The sequence below is a fragment of the Leifsonia xyli subsp. xyli str. CTCB07 genome (genome assembly GCF_000007665.1).
In the GTDB taxonomy this organism is placed as follows: Bacteria; Actinomycetota; Actinomycetes; order Actinomycetales; family Microbacteriaceae; genus Leifsonia; species Leifsonia xyli_C.
Map to the genome: position 1 here is coordinate 1,362,358 of NC_006087.1, position 17,932 is coordinate 1,380,289.

The following is a 17,932-nucleotide window of genomic DNA, read 5'->3' on the forward strand; positions in this document are numbered from 1 at the left end:
CTCTACTTGGCCGCCCACACCGGATTCACGAGCGACCCGACACCGGAAACCTCGACCTCGACGGTGTCGCCCGCGTGCAGCTGTCCGACCTCGGACGGTGTGCCGGTGAGAATGACATCCCCCGGCAGCAATGTGAACACGCTCGAAGCGTAGGCGACGATCGCTGGGATGCCATGCACCATCTCCGAGATCCGCGCCTCCTGTCTCAGTTCGCCGTTAACGCGCGTGCGCAGGGACGCCTCCGGATCGAGCTCGGTCTCGATGACCGGCCCGAGCGGGCAGAAAGTGTCGAAGCCCTTGGCGCGCGTCCACTGGCCATCTCTCTGCTGCAGGTCACGAGCCGTCACATCGTTCGCAACGGTGTAGCCGAAGATGTGACCGGCTGCGTCCTCTTCGGCGACATTCCGGGCGATCTTGCCGATCACGACCGCCAGCTCGCCTTCGTAGTCGACGCGCTCGGACTGCGGCGGGAGGACGATAGCTTCGCCCAGCCCGATCACAGCCGTGTTCGGCTTGAGGAACAACAGCGGCTCGACCGGGGCCTCTGCGCCCATTTCGGCCGCGTGCTCGCGGTAGTTCTTGCCCACCGCGACCACTTTGGAGCGCGGTATGACCGGCGCCAGCAGCGAACCGACCCTCCCGCGCGGCACGCGTTCGCCGGTCGTGTCAAAACCCGCGAACATCGGATCGCCGGAGAGGACAACGATCGCGTCCTCGTCCACGATGCCGTAGTCGATGGATGCGGTGGTCTGGTCGGTGCGGGTGTGGCTGAACCGTGCGATCTTCACGCGTTCGAGCCTAGCGTCACGACGATCCGGGCGAGGGCCGGGGTCGGAAAGCCGTGCCGCGCCCCGGCTCGGAGCAGCGCCCCGCCGATGGCGTCGAGTTCGCTGGGACGGCCGGCCGCAAGGTCCTCCTGCAGCGAAGTCCGCATACCGCCGGGCACGCTATGCAGCGCACCCAGGAGGTCGTGCGCGGAGGCCGGGATGCCCTCGGCAGCCGAGCAGGCCACGATCTCCGCGATGACCGCCTCGTCAGCTCCTGATCCTCGGTCAGGGCTGGACCGGCGGGCTGACGCCAGAAGGAGGTGAGCAGCGCGAGCGCGCCGAGCAGACGGAATTTCCGCCACAGTACCTCGGCCTCGGCGCCGCCGGCCCGCACTTTCGGACCGGTGGTGGCGAGCGCCATCACCGGTGCGAAGCCTCCGGCGTCTTCCGCAACCTCAACAGTCGTGAAAGGGCTGCGATGGTCGATGACGGTCCGCGACACTCGCAGCGCCGACACCGCGACCGAAGCGCCGGTGACGCCCCCCCCCCCCCCCCCCCCGGCAGCGCCTCCCGGAGCATCTCCCGGTGCTCGACCCCGTTGAGGAACGACACCACCTCCGACGGCCGGCCGGCCGCGATCACGGGCAGCACGTCCGCGAGCCCGTAAGCCTTGGTCGCGAGGATCACGCTCGCCCCCTCCGGCACCTCGGTCGCCGCCGCGACCCGTTCGACGCCGACGCCGAAAGTCGCGCTGCGCAGCGCGATCCCCTCGTCGCGGATGGCGGCGACCGTCTCGGGCCTCCCCACCGCCACCACCTCGTGACCGGCCCTGCTCAGCAGCCAGGCGAACAGCCCGCCGACGGCGCCGGGGCCGACGACGGCGAACACGTTCTCGCTCATGCCCCGATGGTAGTCAGTTCCCGCTCGTCGCTGTCGAAGCCGCGCATTCACGCTCGCCGCGGGTGAGGACAGCCGATCTCCGGGAGCGGAGAGGAGGAGCTACCGAGGCGGCAGGGGCGAGAGGCAGAGAACGGAGGACGTCCGGGCGAGTGGGGCCTGTCCTCCATTCTCGGCTGCGGTGCGGAAGCGGTGCGGGCTCAGGCATCGAGGCGGTACATCCAGCCGTGGCGGTCGCGCTCGCGGCCGTACTGGATGTCGGTCAGTTCCTTGCGCAGAGACAGGGTGAGCGCACCCGGCGCTGCGGTGATGTCGCCGACCGCGAACGTGTCCGACTTGAGTTCGCCGATCGGGGTGATGACGGCGGCTGTGCCGCAGGCGAACACCTCGACGATGTCGCCGGACTCCACACCGTCCCGCCATTCGCCGATGGTCACGCGCCGGCGCTCCACCCGGTGGCCGCGGTCGCGGGCGAGCTGGAGCACCGAGTCGAGGGTGATGCCTTCGAGGATGCTGTCGGAGTCGGGGGTCACGAGGGTGCCGTCCTTGTACACGAGCACCACGTTCATCCCGCCGAGCTCCTCGATGTACGTAGACTCCACCGAATCGAGGAAAAGCACCTGGGCGCACCCGTGCTCGTGCGCTTCGGCTTGCGGCAAGAGACTCGATGCGTAGTTGCCGCCGGTCTTCGCCGCTCCGGTTCCGCCTTTCCCAGCACGCGACCAGCGATCGGAGAGCCAGATGGAAACCGGAGCGACACCGGACGGGAAGTAGGCTGCCGCCGGGCTCGCGATCAGGTAATACGCCACCTTGTTCGCCGGGCGCACCCCCAGGAAGGCTTCTTTGGCGAACATGAACGGCCGCAGGTACAGGCTCGTCTCCTCCGTATCCGGAACCCAGTCGCCGTCGACCGCGATGAGCTGCTTGAGCGAGTCGAGGAAGTGCTCGACTGGCAGCTGGGGCAGCGCGAGCCGGTAGGACGAACGCTGCATGCGGGCCGCATTGGCCTCCGGTCGGAAGCTCCAGATCGAACCGTCCTCGTGGCGGTACGCCTTCAGCCCCTCGAAGATCTCCTGAGCGTAGTGCAGCACAGCGGCAGACGGGTCGAGCGGGATGGGTCCGTAAGGGGAGACGCGCGGCCGGTGCCAGCCGCCCTTCGCGGACCAGCACAGATCGACCATGTGATCGGTGAAGTAGTTGCCGAAACCGGGGTCCGCGAGGATCTCCGCGCGCTCAGCAGCGGTGCGCGCCGCCTCGTTCCTGGCGACGTTCCAGAGCAGGCCGGAAGTCTCGGTGGGGCCGCTGGTGAGGGAGATGCTGGTCGAAGCGTTCATGGGAGTCCTCTGCTGGAATACGTCAATTCTGTGCCGCCAGGGCAGCGATCGCGTCGCCGATCTGGCTCGTCGTGCGCGTCTGGCTTGCGGTGGCCATCTGGCCGCTGCGGGCGGCGAGGTCGGTGGTCACCGCCCGCTCGACGCGCTCCGCCAGAGGCCGCTCGCCGAGATGGCGGAGCAGGAGCGCGACGGACAGGATCGCGGCGGTGGGGTCGGCTCTCTGCTCGCCGGCGATGTCGGGAGCCGATCCGTGAACAGGCTCGAACATGCTCGGGAACTCACCCACGGGGTTAATGTTGCCCGAGGCGGCCAGTCCGATGCCGCCGCTGATCGCGGCGGCGAGGTCGGTGAGAATGTCGCCGAAGAGGTTGTCCGTGACGATCACATCGAATCTAGCAGGATCGGTGACGAGGAAGATCGTCGCTGCGTCGACGTGAAGGTAGTCCACAGCCACCTCGGGATGCTCGGCGGCCAGGGCATCCACGATCCGCTTCCACAGGCTGCCCGCGAAGGTCAGCACATTCGTCTTGTGTACGAGCGTCAGCTTCTTCCGCCGCTGCCCGGCCTGCTCGAAAGCGTAGCGAACGACGCGCTCGACGCCGTAGGCGGTGTTCACGGACACCTCGTTGGCGACCTCGTGCGGCGTCCCCGGCCGGATGGCTCCGCCGTTGCCGACGTACTGCCCCTCCGTGCCTTCGCGCACGACGACGAAGTCGACCTCGCCGGGGGCGGCGAGCGGGCTGGCGATACCGGGGAACAGCGTGGTCGGCCGCAGATTCACGTAGTGGTCGAGCGAGAACCGGAGCCTCAGCAGCAGCCCGCGCTCGACGTTCGCACCCGCAAGGCGTGGATCGCCCGGCCGACCGCCGACCGCCCCGAGCAGGATGGCGTCGTGTCCCCGGATGGCCGCGAGATCGTCGTCGGTCAGCACATCTCCGGTGGCGAGGTAGCGGTCGGCGCCGAGCGAGAAATACGTCTTCTGGAACGCCAGCCCACTCCCGGCCGTGACCGCATCGAGCGCCTTGACCGCCTCCGCGATCACCTCCGGTCCGATCCCGTCCCCGGGGATGACGACGAGTTGGACGGTTCTGCTCATGACGCTCCTACGCTGATCGGTGGGCGGACAGTACGGGTCAACACTAGCGCCGCTCCCTGTCACGGATCGGCGTCGCCACGGTCAGCGCCGTCGTAGCGAACGTCAAGGCGACGCCGAGAGGCCGTGGTCGCGATCCCCCTGTCGAACACGTGCCGCACCGAGGCGAGCGACGCCTTCAGCAGGAGGCCGGAAGCGGGTGGCAGGAGGCGGGCGGCCCCCAGCAACGGAGACAACCCCGCCGCGCGCGTCCGGGAGCCGTCTCATCCTCAGCCTGGACGGCCATGAGTGCGTCCAGGACGAGAGCGCCCCGCCGCCAGCGGGCGGACTGCTCTCCCGGTCCGCTGCCCAGAGATCACGACACGGCCGCAGAGCTCACGACTCGGTGATGTCGATCTCCTGGAGCAGGTCGGCGTCGATCGCGACGCGCACCTTCTCGAGCAGCCCCTCGGGGACGGACGAATCGACGGTCAGCACGCTGAGCGCCTTTCCGCCGGCCGAGGTCCGGGCGATCTGCATGCCGGCGATGTTGATCTTCGCCTCGCCGAACTCGCGGCCGTACACCGCGACGATGCCGGGGCGGTCGTCGTAGACCATGACGATCAGGTGCTCGGCGATCGGCACCTCCACGTCATAGCCGTTGATCTCAACGACCTTCTCGATTTGCTTGGTTCCGGTCAAGGTGCCGGAGACCGAGAGCTGCGTGCCGTCGCTCAGCGCCCCGCGGATCGTGATCAGGTTGCGGTACTCCTCGCTCACCGAGTCGGTGAGGAGGCGCACCTCGATGCCGCGCTGGTCGGCGAGGAGGGGTGCGTTCACATAGGAGACCGTCTCGGAGACGACGTTCGTGAAGATGCCCTTGAGCGCGGCGAGCTTCAGCACACTGACGTCGAATTCCACGATTTCGCCGCGGACCTCGACGTCGACACTCGTGACCGGGCTGTGCGCCAGCCCCGAGAACACCTGGCCGAGCTTCTCCACGAGCGGGATGCCCGGACGCACGTACGGGTCGATGATCCCGCCCGCGACGTTGACCGCGTCCGGCACCAGCTCGCCCGAGAGCGCAAGGCGCACCGACTTCGCGACCGAGACGCCCGCCTTCTCCTGCGCCTCGCCCGTCGACGCCCCGAGATGCGGCGTGACGATCACGTTCTCGAGACCGAGCAGCGGCGAGTCCGTCGGCGGCTCGCTCACGAACACGTCGAGGCCGGCGCCCGCGATGCTCTGCGAGGCGAGGGCGCGGTGCAGCGCGTCCTCGTCGATCAGGCCGCCGCGCGCGACATTGACGAGGAACGCGGTCGGCTTCATCTGCGCGAGCTGATCGTCCGAGATCATGCCGGTCGTCTCCGGCGTCTTCGGCATGTGGATGGTGACGAAATCCGACTCGGCGAGCAACTCGTCCAGACTCACCAGCTGGACGCCGAGCTGCTGTGCCCGCGCGCTCGTCACGTAGGGGTCGAACGCGATCACCTTGACCCCGAACGCTTGCAGTCGAGCAGTGATGAGGGAACCGATCCGGCCGAGCCCGATGATGCCGACTGTCTTCTCGTACAGCTCCACGCCGGTGTACTTCGAGCGCTTCCACTGCCCCTGCGCCAGTGCGCTGTGCGCGGCCGGGATGTGGCGCGCGAGACTCAGGATGTGCCCGACCGTCAGCTCCGCCGCCGAGATGATGTTCGAGGTCGGCGCGTTGACGACCATCACACCAGCGCTAGTCGCGGTCTTGATGTCGACGTTGTCGAGGCCGACCCCCGCGCGCGCGATGACCCTGAGCTTCGGCGCAGCGCCGATGACCTCCGCGTCCACCTTCGTCGCCGACCGCACCAGAATCGCGTCGGCGTCGACCACGGCGGAGAGCAGCGCGGACCGGTCTGTCCCGTCGACGTCGCGGATCTCGAAGTCTGGCCCGAGGGCGTCAACGGTGGCGGGCGAGAGTTCTTCGGCGATCAGCACGACCGGCTTTGTCACAGTGTTCCTTCAGAGGAGGGGCTGGCTGGGAGGAGAAGCGCAGCGGACGGCGGTGCGCGTTTCAACTCTAGCGGGACGCGGAAGGGACCTTTCGCCCGGTTACGTGGGCCGTCAGCGACGACCCGAGTCCCCCTGCCGTCCCTGCCGTAAGGCGTCCGCCGCACCGCGCACGACGACCGGGTCGGTGATGTCGTAGGCGTCCGCGCCTCCGCCGGGGCCGCTCGGCGCGCCCTGCACCGTGCGGCGAGCGGAGAGATGCACCGCGTCTACGCCCGCAGCAAGGAGGGCCGGGATGTCCTCGACGCGCACACCTCCACCGGCCATGACCTGCAGCCGGCCGGAGACCCGCTGGGCCAGCGCCCGGAGCGAATCGACGCCCCCGACGCTAGCCGAAGCGCCACCCGAGGTGAGGATGCGGGTCGCCCCGAGCGCAACGAGATCGTCCGCGGTCGCCAGCGGGTCGGCGACCGCGGACGATCGCGCGATGAAACGTCACGTCGATGCCGTCTGCCGCCGCCACGAACCGGGCGACGGCGGCCGTGTCGACACACCCCTCCCCGTCGAGCGCGCCAATGACGCCGCCGGCGCCGGCCTCACGGGCGAAGCGGATGTCGGCCTCCGTCGTCTGCACCTCGGCGGCGTCGTAGACGAAGCCGCCGCCACGCGGACGGACGAGGACGTGGACGAAACCCTCGCGGCCTCGCTCGAGCGCCTCCGCCCCCGCTATCCGGACGAGACCCGCAGAGGGCGAGGGCTGTACACAATTCCACCCGGTCAGCGCCCCCGGCGAGGGCAATGCGAACACCCGCGGCATCCTGGACAGCGATCTCGAGGGCGGCTGTGCTCATGGACTGATCACTCCCGAACGGCGAAAGGCTCTGACCTGACAGGATCGCTGAAACGACAGGGCCGCTGATATGACCGGGGGTGCCGCACCGCTCGGTGCGGCACCCCCGGCTGATGGGAAGCGTGCGCTCAGCGCGCGACCTCGCCGTCCACGTAGTCATCGTCATTCGAGGCGTTCCAGGCAAACAGCTTGCGCAGTTCGCGGCCGGTGGCCTCGATCGGGTGCTGCTCGCCCTTGACGCGCAGGGCCAGGAACTCGGGCGCGCCCGCGTCCTGGTCGGCGATGAAGCGCTTCGCGAAGGTGCCGTCCTGGATATCGGAGAGCACTGCCTTCATGTTCTCCTTGACATGCGGGCCGATCACGCGCGGTCCCGAGACGTAGTCGCCGTACTCGGCGGTGTCGGAGACACTCCAGCGCTGCTTGGCGATGCCGCCCTCCCACATGAGGTCGACGATGAGCTTGAGCTCGTGCAGCACCTCGAAGTAGGCGACCTGGGGCTGGTAGCCGGCCTCAGTCAGGGTCTCGAAACCGTACTGGACGAGCTGCGAGACGCCTCCGCAGAGCACGGCCTGCTCGCCGAACAGGTCGGTCTCGGTCTCCTCGGTGAAGGTGGTCTTGATGCCGCCGGCGCGCAGTCCGCCGATGCCCTTGGCGTAGGAGAGGACGAGTGGCCAGGCGGCACCGGTCGCATCCTTCTCGACGGCGACGATGACGGGGACGCCGCGGCCTGCCTCGTACTCGCGGCGCACGGTGTGGCCGGGGCCTTTCGGAGCGACCATGATCACGTCGACACCCTCGGGCGCCTCGATGTAACCGAAGCGGATGTTGAAGCCGTGCCCGAAGACGAGCGCATTGCCCGCTTCGAGGTTCGCCCGGATGTCGTCCGCGTAGAGGGTGCGCTGCACCTGGTCTGGTGCGAGGATGACGACGACATCGGCCCACTGGGCAGCCTCGGCGGCGCTGAGGACGCGGAAGCCCGCCTCTTCGGCCTTTGGCGTGGACTTCGAGCCGTCTTTGAGGCCGATGACGACCTCGACGCCCGAGTCGCGGAGGTTCTGCGCGTGCGCGTGACCCTGCGAGCCGTAGCCGATGACGGCGACCTTCTTGCCCTGGATGATCGAGAGGTCAGCGTCGTTGTCGTAGTAGATCTCAGCCACTTGTTGGGTTCTCCTTTGTGAGTGTGGTTCGACGTGTCAGTTCTTTCGCCGCCGGAGGGCGGGTCAGTTTTTGTAGACGCGCTCGGTGATGGACTTCCCGCCACGGCCGATCGCGAGGAGGCCGGACTGCGCCATCTCCTTGATCCCGTACGGTTCGAGCACCTTGAGCAGCGCCTGGGTCTTGCCGCTGTCGCCGGTGACCTCGATCACGAGCGCGTCGGTGGCGACATCGACGACGCGGGCACGGAAGAGGGTGACCGCCTCCAGCACCTGAGAGCGGGTGGAGTTGTCGACACGCACCTTGATGAGCAGATGCTCCCGCTGCACCGATTGCGCCGGTTCCAGCTCCACAATTTTGATGACGTTGATGAGCTTGTTGAGCTGTTTGGTGACCTGTTCGAGCGGCAGCTCGTCCACATCCACCACGACGGTGATGCGCGAGAGGCCGTCGACCTCGCTCGTGCCCACCGCGAGCGAGTGAATGTTGAAGCCGCGCCGGGCGAACAGGCCGGCGACACGGGTCAGCAAGCCCGGTTTGTCCTCCACGAGGAGGCTCAGAACGTGGGTGCTCATCGGTCACTCCTCTCCGAAGGACGGGCTGTGGTCGCGGGCGTACTGGACATAGCTGTTGCTGACGCCCTGAGGGACCATCGGCCACACCATCGCGTCGGCGCTGACGACGAAGTCGATGACGACCGGGCGGTCGTTCGTCTCGAGGGCGAGCCTGATGGCGTCGTCCACCTCGTCTTCTTTCGTGACGCGGATGCCGAGAGCGCCGTACGCCTCGGCCAGAGTCACGAAATCAGGGACCCGCACAGTGTCGTGCCCGGTGTTGAGGTCGGTGTTGGAGTAGCGGCCGTCGTAGAACAGCGTCTGCCACTGCCGCACCATCCCGAGCGACGAGTTGTTGATGATCGCCACTTTGATCGGGATGTCGTTGATCGTGCAGGTGGCGAGCTCCTGGTTGGTCATCTGGAAGCAACCGTCGCCGTCGATCGCCCACACGACGCAGTCGGGCTGGGCGACCTTCGCTCCCATCGCGGCAGGCACGGAGTAGCCCATGGTGCCCGCGCCGCCCGAGTTCAGCCACGAGTTGGGACGCTCGTACTTGATGAACTGCGCGGCCCACATCTGGTGCTGGCCGACACCGGCGGCGTAGATCGCCTCCGGTCCCGTCAGCTCGCCGATGCGCTGGATGATGTGCTGCGGGGCCAGGAGGCCGTCGCTGGTGGGCGTGAACCCGAGGGGGAACTCCTCACGGAGGCCGTTCAGGTAGGTCCACCACTCGGCGAGGTCGGGTTCGCCGTCCTTAGCGACGTCCCGGTAGGCCACGGTCAGACCGACGATGACCTCTTTGGCGTCGCCGACGATGGGGACGTCGGCGACGCGGATCTTGGAGATCTCGGCGGGGTCGACGTCGACGTGGACGATCTTCGCGTGAGGAGCGAACAGGCTGGTTTTGCCGGTCACACGGTCGTCGAACCGCGCGCCGAGCGACACGATGAGATCCGACTCCTGCAGGGCGAGGACGGCCGGGACCGTCCCGTGCATCCCCGGCATCCCCAGATGCTGCGCATGAGTGTCGGGGAAGGCCCCGCGGGCCATGAGCGTGGTCGTGACCGGCAAGCCGGTGGTCTCGGCGAGCTCGAGCAGCTCCTGCGAGGCGCGTGAGCGGATGACGCCCCCGCCCACGTACAGGATGGGCTTCTTGGCCTCGGCAAGCAGCTGCGCCGCCGCGAGGATCTGTTTGCCATGTGCCTTGGTGACCGGCCGGTAGCCCGGCAGGTCGACCTTAAGCGGCCACACGAACGGTGCTCTGCTCTGCTGGGCGTCTTTGGTGATGTCGACCAGCACCGGGCCGGGACGGCCGGTGCCGGCGATGTGGTACGCCGCCGCGATCGTCACCGGGATCTCCTCGGCGCTCTTGACGAGGAAGGAGTGCTTGGTGATCGGCATGGTGATGCCGACGATGTCCGCCTCCTGGAAGGCGTCCGTGCCCATCAGCGTGGAGAAGACCTGGCCGGTGATGAACACCACCGGAACCGAGTCCATGTGGGCGTCCATGATCGCCGTGACGAGGTTCGTCGCACCGGGGCCGGAGGTCGCCATTGCGACGCCGACCTTGTTCGAGGCGGCAGCGTACCCTTCGGCCGCGTGGCCACCGCCCTGTTCGTGCCGGACCAGGATGTGACGGATCGTGTCCGAGTCCATGATCGCGTCGTAGATCGGCAGGATGGCGCCGCCGGGGAGTCCGAAGACATCGGTGACGCCGAGGAGCTCGAGGGTGCGGACGACCGACTCGGAGCCGGTCAGTTGTTCGGGCGCCGCTGTGCCGGTCGACGCGGAGAGCGCCACCGTGCTGGGCGACGCGGTCGTGTGGTTCGCATCCGAGGACATGCCTTCATCGGTCCCTTGCGTACGTGATGGTTGATAGTGCTGGAGTGGGGCGAAGGACTACCCGGTGACCGCACCCTCCGCAGCGGAGCGAACGAGCTTGGAGTACTTCGCGAGAACGCCACGGGTATAGCGCGGAGGAAGAGGCGCCCAGCCGTCCCGGCGGGCGGTCAGCTCTGACTCGTCGACCAGTAGGTCGAGGGAGCGAGCCGCGATATCGACCCGTATCAAATCACCATCGCGCACGAATGCGATGGGACCAGCGTCCACCGCTTCGGGTGCTATGTGGCCGATGCACAGGCCGGTTGTGCCGCCTGAGAATCGCCCGTCCGTCAAGAGTAGTACATCCTTGCCGAGGCCTGCACCCTTGATGGTGGCGGTGATCGCGAGCATCTCGCGCATCCCGGGACCGCCCTTCGGCCCTTCGTAGCAGATGACGACCACATCGCCGGCGTTGATCCGGCCCGCGGTGAGAGCGTCCATAGCGGCGCGCTCGCGCTCGAACACGCGCGCTGGGCCCTCGAACACCTCGGCGTCGAAACCAGCCGTCTTGACAACGGCGCCCTCCGGAGCGAGCGTGCCCTTGAGGATTGTGAGCCCCCCTGTCGGGTGGATGGGGTTGTCCAGCGAGCGCAGGACGGTGCCGTCCGGTGCGGGCGGGTCGATCTCCGCCAGGTTCTCCGCGACGGTCTTGCCGGTCACGGTGAGGCAGTCCCCGTGCAGCAGGCCCGCGTCCAGGAGCGCCTTCATGACGACCGGGACACCACCGTGACGGTCGACGTCGTTCATGACGTACGTGCCGAACGGTTTGAGATCGCCGATGTGCGGAACCGTCTCGCCGATGCGGTTGAAATCGTCGATGGTGAGGTCAACCTCGGCCTCGCGCGCGATGGCGAGCAGGTGAAGCACGACGTTCGTCGACCCGCCGAAGGCCATCGCCACCGCGATGGCGTTCTCGAACGCCTTCTTGGTGAGGATGTCGCGAGCCGTGATGCCCTGCTTCAGCAGGGAGACAACAGCCTCGCCGGAGCGGTGGGCGAAGGAGTCGCGCCGCCGGTCGGCCGAGGGCGGCGCAGCCGAGCCGGGCAGGCTCATCCCGAGTGCCTCGGCGACGGACGCCATGGTGTTCGCGGTGTACATGCCGCCGCAGGCTCCTTCACCCGGGGCTATGGCGCACTCGATGCGTTTGAGGTCCTCCTCGCTCATCTTGCCGGCCTTGCACGCACCGACAGCCTCGAACGAGTCGATGATCGTGACGTCCTTCTCGGTGCCGTCGCTGAGTTTGACCCAGCCGGGCGCGATGGAGCCCGCGTAGAGGAAGATCGCGGAGAGGTCGAGACGGGCCGCGGCCATCAGCATGCCCGGCAGCGATTTGTCGCAGCCGGCGAGGAGGACGGTGCCGTCGAGCCGCTCGGCCATCATGACCGTCTCGACCGAGTCGGCGATGACCTCACGGGAGACGAGCGAGAAGTGCATTCCCTCGTGCCCCATCGAGATACCGTCGGAGACCGAGACGGTACCGAATTGCAGCGGATAACCGCCACCGGAGTGGACGCCTTCTTTGGCGCCCTGGGCCAGCCGGTCGAGCGAGAGGTTGCACGGCGTGATCTCGTTCCAGGACGAGGCGATGCCGATCTGCGGCTTCTCCCAGTCGGCGTCCCCCATGCCGACCGCACGGAGCATCCCGCGGCTCGTGGTGGCTTCGATCCCGTCCGTGACAACGCGCGAACGCGGTTTCCAATCGATCTGAGGCATGGGACAACTCTAAGACTGTTTGGATGCTGCCTCGTCCATATGGCCGGATCGGTGGAGAACAGGCACCGTGAGCCCGTCTGTGGAGGAATCGCGACGCCTCAGCGGGCGGCGCGCGCCTCCGACAGCAGTGTCAGCAGAGCGGCGATCGCGCGCTCATCCGCCACGCGGTACTGCGCCGTCGTCTCACCTGGTCCGACCTTGACGCCGACATCGCCCCGCCCCGGCACAAGGACGCGGAAGCCGTCTTCATCCGTCACGTCGTCCCCGGCGAAGAGCACAGCCGTCGCCTTCGTGTACTCGCGCAACCGGTCGATGCCATCGCCTTTGTCGGCGTCCCACACCGAGAACTCGATAATGTCCTTGCCGTCGCGGATGGTGAGATCGCTGCTGACGGACGCGGCCGCAGCACGGGCACGGGCCACGACGTCCTCGGCTCCCTCACCCTCCAGCAGTCGGTAATGCACGCCAAAGCCCACGGGTTTCACTTCCAGCCGCGTGCCGGGAACGCTCTGCACCAGAGCGCCGAGGACCTCGCCCAGGCGATCGAGAGCCGCCCGCTCCTCGGTGGCGAGGTCGAGGGAGACACCCTCACGGCCGAAACGGATCTCGACGCCGTGGGAGCCGATGAGGAGCGCGTCTCCATCTGCCTCGGTGACCGTCTCGAGGCTCGACAGCGGCCGTCCGGAGACATAGGCAACCCGGGTGCCCGGCATCTGCTCCAATCGATCGAGCGCCGCCTTCGCCTCGGGGAGGGCGCGGGCAGCCTTCGGAATGTCCACGAACGGCGCGAGCGTCCCGTCGAAGTCGAGCGCGACCAGCAGGCGCTCGGTGCCCGCAAGCGCGCTCACCGCGGCGGCGAGGTCGGCGGAGGTGGACGGCTGGGGGGATGCGGTGCTGGTCATGCTTCTTCCGGTGGAGTTCAGGGTGGGGAACGCGGGTCAGCGCCGGTTGACCGGCGAATTCTGCAGCGGGTGGTCGCCATGCGCACGGCGGATCAGCGCGTCGAGGAAGGACGCGGACCAGCGCGCGACATCGTTGGTGAGCACCTTCTTGCGGAGGGCGCGCATCCGGCGGGTGCGGTCGCGACGCGGCATCTCGACGGCCTGCGCGATGGCGTCCTTGAGCCCCTCGATGTCGTGCGGGTTGATGAGGAGCGCCTGGCGCAGCTCATCGGACGCGCCGGCGAACTCGCTGAGAATGAGCACGCCGTCCTCGTCCACACGGGTGGCGACGTATTCCTTGGCGACCAGGTTCATTCCATCGCGCAGCGCCGTGACGAGCATGACATCGGCCGCGAGGTAGAGCGCGACCATCTCCTCACGCGGATAGCCGTGATGGAGATAGGCGACGGCGGTGTGACCGAGGGTGGAGTAATCGCCGTTGATCCGGCCGACCGTCAGCTCGATCTCGTCACGGAGCTGGCGGTAGGTCTCGACCCGTTCGCGGCTGGGACTCGCGACCTGCACGAGGGTCGCTTTCTCGACATCGAGCCGACCGTCGCGAAGCAACTCGCCGAACGCCTTGAGGCGGTGGCCGATCCCCTTCGTGTAGTCGAGGCGGTCGACACCCAGCATGATCGTCTCGGGGTTGCCGAGCTCCTCGCGGATCGCAGCGGCCCTGGCCCGGATCTCCGGGCGGCGGGCGAGTTCCTGGTACTGCTCGACGTCGATCGAGATCGGGAATGCGCGCGCGAGGACCGTCCGGACGAGCCCGCCGTGGCGGTTGGCCGTGACGTGACGGTGCGATCCGGCCTCGGGGTCGTCGCTCTCGATCGGCACATCGATGATCGGCCCGCGCGTCTCGTAGCCCTTCAGCCGGCGGACGGCACGCGAGAAGTTGCTGGCGTCGGCGACGCGCTGGAAGCCGACGACATCCGCACCCAGCAGCCCGTCGATGATCTGACGACGCCAGGGCAGCTGCGAGTAGATGCCATAGGGCGGGAACGGGATGTGGTTGAAGAATCCGATGACAAGGTCCGGACGCGACTCCCGCAGCATCTCGGGGACGAGCTGAAGCTGGTAGTCGTGTACCCACACGACCGCGCCTTTCGCTGCGACCGCGGCGGCGGCGGCCGCGAACCGGCGGTTGACCGCGACGTACGTCTCCCACCATTCGCGGTGGTAGCTCGGCGGTGCGATCACATCGTGGTAGAGCGGCCAGAGCGTGTCGTTGGAGAAGCCTTCGTAATACTCTTGCAGGTCCTGTTCGCTCAGCGGCACCGGCAGGATGGCGATGCCGTCCACCTCGAACGGCTCGACCTCCTCTCCGGCGACACCGGCCCAGCCGATCCAGACGCCGTCCTCCGCCCTCATGACCGGCTTCAGGGCGGCGACCAGGCCGCCGGGCGACGGGCGCCAGCTCGATTCGCCTGTTTCGTCCACCACACGGTCGACGGGCAACCGGTTCGAGACGATCACGAGGTCATAGCTGGCGGACGGTTTCTTGACCGGGGACAGGTTAATGGTCTGTCAACTCCCTCGGGACGCGACATGGCAGCGGATATCCGTCACAGTACCAGCGCGTGCGGGAAGTACACGGGATCGGTCGCCGTCCGGTCATGAGAAGTTCACATCCGGGTGGTTCGAGTGGGGCCGTGATGCGCATCGGCATGAGCACGGCCGGCGTCTCTCCGCACGGCGTCGCGGAGGCTTTTCGCGTCGCGGCCGAACTCGGCTTCGACGGGTCGACGTGATGGTCGCACGCGACGAGAGCACCCGGTCGGCAGCGGGGCTGAGCGTACTGCCGGAGCGGTTCGGCATCCCGGCGCTCAGCGTCATACCCCGTCCTGCCACTCACACACTTCGTCTGGGGATGCGACCAGCGGGTGAAACGTAAGCGTTTGGCGCAGCTGGCGGCCGAGCTGGACGCGAAGACGGTGTGGGTGTCTACGCGCGCCCGAGCAGCCAGACCAGTTCGCGCGCGTACTCGCCGTACCCGTCGACGGTCGGGTGGAAGGCGGCTGGCCCGCTCCGGCTGATCCACGGCGTCCCGGAGCCGATTCCATGCCCGGTGAAGTCCACTCCGATGTAGGCCAGGGGGAGTCCGGCCGCGTTCTGCTTCTCCACGGCGTCGCTGATGGTCTGGTTGAGGCCGAGAACGGCGGCGTTGACGGCCGTCGCCATCTCGAAGTCCGCAGCCTTCTGGTCCGAGTTGTCGTACAGGAGGGCGTAGCCCGTCACGACGATGCGCGCGTTGGAGGCTGCCTCGGCGACCCCGAGGTCATTGCCGCCGATGCTCAGCGTGACGAGTTCGGTGCGATCGTCGAGGGCGATGAGCTGGTTCTTCAGCAGATCCCTGGTCGTGGCCCCCGCGCAGGCGGCGTTGACGACGAGGTCGACGCCGGTGTCGCGCGCGAAGATCTCCGGGTAGCTCTTCGGGCTCCTCCGGCACTTGCCGTATTCGATGCCGCCACCCATCCCGGCCGCGAACGAATCGCCGAGCGCGACGTAGCGGGTGACTGCCGTGAGCGGTTTCTGAAAAAAGGCGTCAGGTGAGGGTGCGGGAGCGGCCGTGCGCGCTGACGGCGCCGGTGCGGGGGCCGCGGACTCGTTCTTTGCGGAGCAGGCGGACACCAGAGGCAGCGCCAAGGCCGCGAAGAGAGCGGCGAGGACAGTGGAAAAGGCTCCGTTTCGCATCACTCACACGCTACCGCGGGAGTCTCGGAAGTTCTCTGCCCGACCGTTCTGCGAGGGCCGGCAGGAGCACGCTGAGCACCCCAGGCCGGCCTCAGCCGGTGGCAGCGAGAGCGAGCGTGGCGAGCACGACAGTGACCGGGGCCACCATCGCGCCGAGCAGCGCATAGCGCCACCACGAAATCCCGGCGCCGAACGACGTCAGCCGCTGATGCCAGAGGAGGGTGGCGAGCGAGGCCCAGGGCGTGATGAGTGGCCCCGCGTTCACGCCGATGAGCAGCGCTGCCAGCCGCACGGGGGAACCGGCGACCGGCTCCAGCGCGAGGTAGGCCGGGAGGTTGTCGATCGCGTTCGCACCGACCATGCCGGTCAGCGAGAGCCGCAGCAGGGCCAGCGGGGAATCGCCGTCGCCGGAGACTCGCGCCAGCAGCGTCCCGAGCCCGTTCGCCTGCAGTGCCTCAATGAACAGGAATAGCCCCGCCGCGAGCAGGAGGAGTTGCCAGGGCACCAGTCCGAAGCGCAGCGCCGAGCGGTTGCGGACCAGGAAGACCGCCGCCAGCAGCACCGCTGCGGCGCACGTCGGCAGCCACACCGGGAGCCCGGAGACGAGCATCGGGATGAGCGCAACGACGACGCCTGCGCTGATCCAGAACAGCACGGGGTCCGCGATGGTCTCCACCTCTCCGGTCTCGTAGCGGACGAGGAGCGAGCGGCGGGAGAGGATGAAGACCACAACCATCGGCACGGTCATCGCGACCGGCGCCGGGATGAGCAGAAGCGTGGCGAACTGGACAGGCGACGGGTTCCCCATCGCGTGCTGGGCGAGGAGGTTGGTCAGGTTGGAGACCGGGAGCAGCAGCGAACCGGCGTTCGCCATCCACACGGTCGTCAGCGCAAACGGCAGGGGGTCGAGCCCAGCATGTCGTGCGAGGACTATCACGACGGGCGTCAGAAGCACAGCGGTGGTGTCAAGCGACAGGAAGACTGTGCTGAGCGCCGCCACCAGCACCACCAGCAGCCAGAGCGCCCAGGCCCGTCCGCGTCCCCAGCGCGCGGTCTGCTGCGCGACGGCGGTGAAGACGCCCGCCTCCGCGGCGAGTTCGGTCACGATGGTGATCGCGACGACGAAGAGCAGGATGGGCCACACCCGGTCCCAGAGCACCACGGCGTCGGCCAGCGGCAGCAGTCCCGTCGCGACAGCGATGCCGCCCAGCACAGCCAGCGCGGCACCCACGATCCCGGTTCGCATCCGGCCCCTCTCCTGCCCCTGAACGTTCGCGGACTCCGCCGATACAGTCGCCCCACGGAAGCGTACGCTAACGACGAGGGAAAGGACGCGCATGCGCAAGTTCATCTTCAACGGAGCCGTCGTCAGCGCGGCGATCGGCCTGTTCACGACGATCCAGTCGACCAGGAGGGGGGCCCGCGACTGGCGCGTCCCGCTCATGTGGATCAGTTCCGCGATCACCCTCGCCATCGCCATCGGAACCGTTGTGAAGGACTCCCGGGAGGCCAAACTGCGCGACTAGCGCAGAAATCAGCACGATTCCGCTGATCGTACGGCGTGTCCGCACGCTCTGCGATCCTTCCGCCGGGAGACTTGTCCCGACAGGAGAACCGGGAAGGGGTCGTGTGATGTTTGGTCGTAGGAGCCACGTCGCCATTCGTAAGCCAGTGGCGCCGGTCCCCCAGCTGACAGACGCACAAATCCTCGCGCTCGTACACAGCAAGGTCTCCGAGCTGATCGGCGAGAAGGGCGAGTGGACGGTCGTCCGCCGGGGCGCCGACGACACCGACACCGTCTTCCACTCGGTGCTCTCCCAGTCTGTCGCGGTCGGCATCACCGCGGCGATCGTCGAAGCTCGCACCCGGCTGGAAACAGGCGAGACCGCCGAGCCGCAGCACCGCGCGCCCACAGAACCCGTGCCGGTGATCGCCGCGGGAGCGGAAGCCGCCGAAGAGGAGTTCGCCGCGATGACGTGGGAGCCCGCGCCGATCACGGTGTGGACCGATCTGCGCAAACCGGTCACCGGGGAGATCCCGGCTGTCCAGGAGCGCCCCGCAGCGTAGCCCGCTCAGCCCGCCTCA

At 68.0% G+C, this 17,932-nt stretch carries 18 protein-coding genes and 1 pseudogene; 2 read left to right on the top strand and 17 right to left on the bottom strand.

All coding sequences use genetic code 11. The features are described 5' to 3' along the window. Positions 1 to 2: 2 nt before the first annotated feature. The 17 genes and pseudogenes from LXX_RS06495 to LXX_RS06560 form a co-directional block, all read right to left on the bottom strand. Complete coding sequence (locus LXX_RS06495; RefSeq protein ID WP_011186140.1) at positions 3 to 788, bottom strand: fumarylacetoacetate hydrolase family protein; 786 nt, start codon at positions 786 to 788, stop codon at positions 3 to 5. Then, positions 785 to 1,012, bottom strand: coding sequence for a ketopantoate reductase family protein (locus LXX_RS15530; protein WP_011186141.1), 228 nt, complete (start codon positions 1,010 to 1,012; stop codon positions 785 to 787). The genes LXX_RS06495 and LXX_RS15530 overlap by 4 nt, the downstream gene beginning before the upstream one ends. A 175-nt stretch (positions 1,013 to 1,187) precedes the next feature. Continuing rightward, positions 1,188 to 1,667 (bottom strand): ketopantoate reductase family protein, encoded by a 480-nt coding sequence (locus tag LXX_RS15535; protein ID WP_011186142.1) that lies wholly within the window; start codon positions 1,665 to 1,667, stop codon positions 1,188 to 1,190. Positions 1,668 to 1,864: 197 nt separating this feature from the next. Then, on the bottom strand, positions 1,865 to 2,998 hold the full coding sequence (locus LXX_RS06505; protein WP_011186143.1) for a branched-chain amino acid aminotransferase: 1,134 nt from the start codon (positions 2,996 to 2,998) through the stop codon (positions 1,865 to 1,867). Positions 2,999 to 3,020: 22 nt separating this feature from the next. After that, positions 3,021 to 4,094, bottom strand: a complete 1,074-nt coding sequence (locus tag LXX_RS06510) for a 3-isopropylmalate dehydrogenase (protein WP_011186144.1) — start codon at positions 4,092 to 4,094, stop codon at positions 3,021 to 3,023. A 59-nt stretch (positions 4,095 to 4,153) separates the two neighbouring features. After that, positions 4,154 to 4,327 (bottom strand): hypothetical protein, encoded by a 174-nt coding sequence (locus LXX_RS14290; RefSeq protein ID WP_155806800.1) that lies wholly within the window; start codon positions 4,325 to 4,327, stop codon positions 4,154 to 4,156. Positions 4,328 to 4,466: 139 nt separating this feature from the next. Next, a complete protein-coding gene (serA, locus tag LXX_RS06515) occupies positions 4,467 to 6,059 on the bottom strand; it encodes a phosphoglycerate dehydrogenase (protein WP_011186145.1) in 1,593 nt (530 codons plus the stop codon). A gap of 111 nt (positions 6,060 to 6,170) precedes the next feature. Further along, the gene (locus LXX_RS16210) at positions 6,171 to 6,545 is read right to left on the bottom strand and encodes a copper homeostasis protein CutC (protein WP_370558472.1); all 375 of its coding nucleotides are present in this window, start codon (positions 6,543 to 6,545) and stop codon (positions 6,171 to 6,173) included. Next, a pseudogene (locus tag LXX_RS16215) lies at positions 6,445 to 7,072 on the bottom strand (copper homeostasis protein CutC). Before LXX_RS16215 ends, LXX_RS16210 begins: the two are co-directional and overlap by 101 nt. After that, complete coding sequence (ilvC, locus tag LXX_RS06525; protein WP_011186148.1) at positions 7,035 to 8,063, bottom strand: ketol-acid reductoisomerase; 1,029 nt, start codon at positions 8,061 to 8,063, stop codon at positions 7,035 to 7,037. Before ilvC ends, LXX_RS16215 begins: the two are co-directional and overlap by 38 nt. A 63-nt stretch (positions 8,064 to 8,126) precedes the next feature. Then, positions 8,127 to 8,636: an acetolactate synthase small subunit gene (gene ilvN, locus LXX_RS06530; RefSeq protein WP_011186149.1), complete on the bottom strand. Its 510-nt coding sequence runs from the start codon at positions 8,634 to 8,636 to the stop codon at positions 8,127 to 8,129. A 3-nt stretch (positions 8,637 to 8,639) separates the two neighbouring features. Next, positions 8,640 to 10,460: an acetolactate synthase large subunit gene (locus LXX_RS06535; RefSeq protein ID WP_011186150.1), complete on the bottom strand. Its 1,821-nt coding sequence runs from the start codon at positions 10,458 to 10,460 to the stop codon at positions 8,640 to 8,642. A gap of 57 nt (positions 10,461 to 10,517) precedes the next feature. Next, a complete protein-coding gene (ilvD, locus tag LXX_RS06540) occupies positions 10,518 to 12,212 on the bottom strand; it encodes a dihydroxy-acid dehydratase (protein ID WP_011186151.1) in 1,695 nt (564 codons plus the stop codon). Positions 12,213 to 12,310: 98 nt separating this feature from the next. Beyond that, entirely contained in the window at positions 12,311 to 13,114 is an 804-nt protein-coding gene (gene otsB / locus LXX_RS06545; RefSeq protein WP_011186152.1) for a trehalose-phosphatase, read from the bottom strand. A 36-nt stretch (positions 13,115 to 13,150) separates the two neighbouring features. Further along, positions 13,151 to 14,629 carry an alpha,alpha-trehalose-phosphate synthase (UDP-forming) gene (gene otsA / locus LXX_RS06550; protein WP_011186153.1) on the bottom strand — a complete coding sequence of 493 codons (1,479 nt, stop codon included), beginning with the start codon at positions 14,627 to 14,629 and terminating at the stop codon, positions 13,151 to 13,153. 468 nt (positions 14,630 to 15,097) lie between these two features. After that, the gene (locus LXX_RS06555; protein ID WP_081423103.1) at positions 15,098 to 15,847 is read right to left on the bottom strand and encodes an SGNH/GDSL hydrolase family protein; all 750 of its coding nucleotides are present in this window, start codon (positions 15,845 to 15,847) and stop codon (positions 15,098 to 15,100) included. A gap of 91 nt (positions 15,848 to 15,938) precedes the next feature. Beyond that, positions 15,939 to 17,093, bottom strand: coding sequence for an SLC13 family permease (locus LXX_RS06560; RefSeq protein ID WP_041767538.1), 1,155 nt, complete (start codon positions 17,091 to 17,093; stop codon positions 15,939 to 15,941). Between the two features lie 91 nt (positions 17,094 to 17,184). Here LXX_RS06560 and LXX_RS06565 point away from each other — a divergent pair, with 91 nt between their 5' ends. After that, positions 17,185 to 17,373 carry a hypothetical protein gene (locus LXX_RS06565; RefSeq protein WP_041767539.1) on the top strand — a complete coding sequence of 63 codons (189 nt, stop codon included), beginning with the start codon at positions 17,185 to 17,187 and terminating at the stop codon, positions 17,371 to 17,373. Positions 17,374 to 17,518: 145 nt separating this feature from the next. Continuing rightward, positions 17,519 to 17,914, top strand: coding sequence for a hypothetical protein (locus tag LXX_RS06570; RefSeq protein WP_223227604.1), 396 nt, complete (start codon positions 17,519 to 17,521; stop codon positions 17,912 to 17,914). Positions 17,915 to 17,932: the final 18 nt, after the last annotated feature.